This window comes from Calditrichota bacterium (assembly GCA_013152715.1).
GTDB lineage: Bacteria > Zhuqueibacterota > Zhuqueibacteria > Thermofontimicrobiales > Thermofontimicrobiaceae > 4484-87.
Genome location: JAADFU010000050.1, coordinates 7,933 through 8,879, shown reverse-complemented (window position 1 = coordinate 8,879; position 947 = coordinate 7,933). Strand labels below are relative to the sequence as shown.

Below are 947 nucleotides of genomic sequence, written 5' to 3'. Positions count from 1 at the left end.
GTGTAAGGCCTGCCGCCCAGATAGCGCCAGCGAATGCTCACATCCATCTGGTCGCTCACGGGCAAAGCCCAGGCAAAAATGCGATACAAGGCGTTTGCCTTCAGCTTTGCGTACCAGTCATATTTGCGAAAATCAAAACGAATGCCATTGATGAAAGTGAATACGTGCCGGTAATCATAATCCCAATTGTAGTAAACATCAAATCGCGGATCGAAACCTTTGGAAACGGAGTAAGCGTAACTTATTGTAAAATAGTAATTATTTGACATTTTTTTCTGCAGAAAAAACTCAACGCCTTTGGAATAACCCTTGCCTTCATTGACCATTTTTCCTTCCGCGCGGTCAAACGGATCCGGCGTCAACCAGGAAACCGGAATGGCGACTTTGCGATAGTTTTTGTAATAAAATTCCAACGTGCCGCGCATATCTTCCCGGAACAGTTTTTCCAGGCCCACGACGATTTGCCGCGTAAATTTATAATCAAGATTTTTATTGTCAGGATGCGCGCTGATTTGCACATAAGCCGGAGATTGCGACTGCTGTCCCACGGCGGCGTTCAGAGCCATTCCTTTTCCCAGTTCAAGTGATGCGCCCAATCTGGGATCGATGGCGTGTTTTTTCGTTAGATCGAAATAGTCAAACCGCAGGCCGGCGGTAATCTGCAATCTCGAAAAGGGATAAAACTTCAACTGGCCGTAGCTGCCGAGTTTCGCCGAAGATTTTTTGTAGTTGGCCTGCCATTCAGGATACGTGCGAAAAATGGAAGCAATCGTATCCGCCGGTAAATCGTAAACAAAAATCGTGTCTGCGTCAGCCCAGCGATCGTGATTGAAATCGACATTTTTCGCGATAATTCCGGCGCTCAATTCCCAACGCCGCGCCGGAATCCAGACGAGGTCATATTTCAGCGCCCGCTCGATTTCTGTGGATAAATTTTTGTAAATCGG

At 47.0% G+C, this 947-nt stretch carries 1 protein-coding gene; it reads right to left on the bottom strand.

Annotated features, from left to right (window positions below; all coding sequences use genetic code 11):
• On the bottom strand, nucleotides 1-947 hold a 947-nt coding region (locus GXO74_04495), incomplete at both ends, for a TonB-dependent receptor (GenBank protein NOZ60920.1).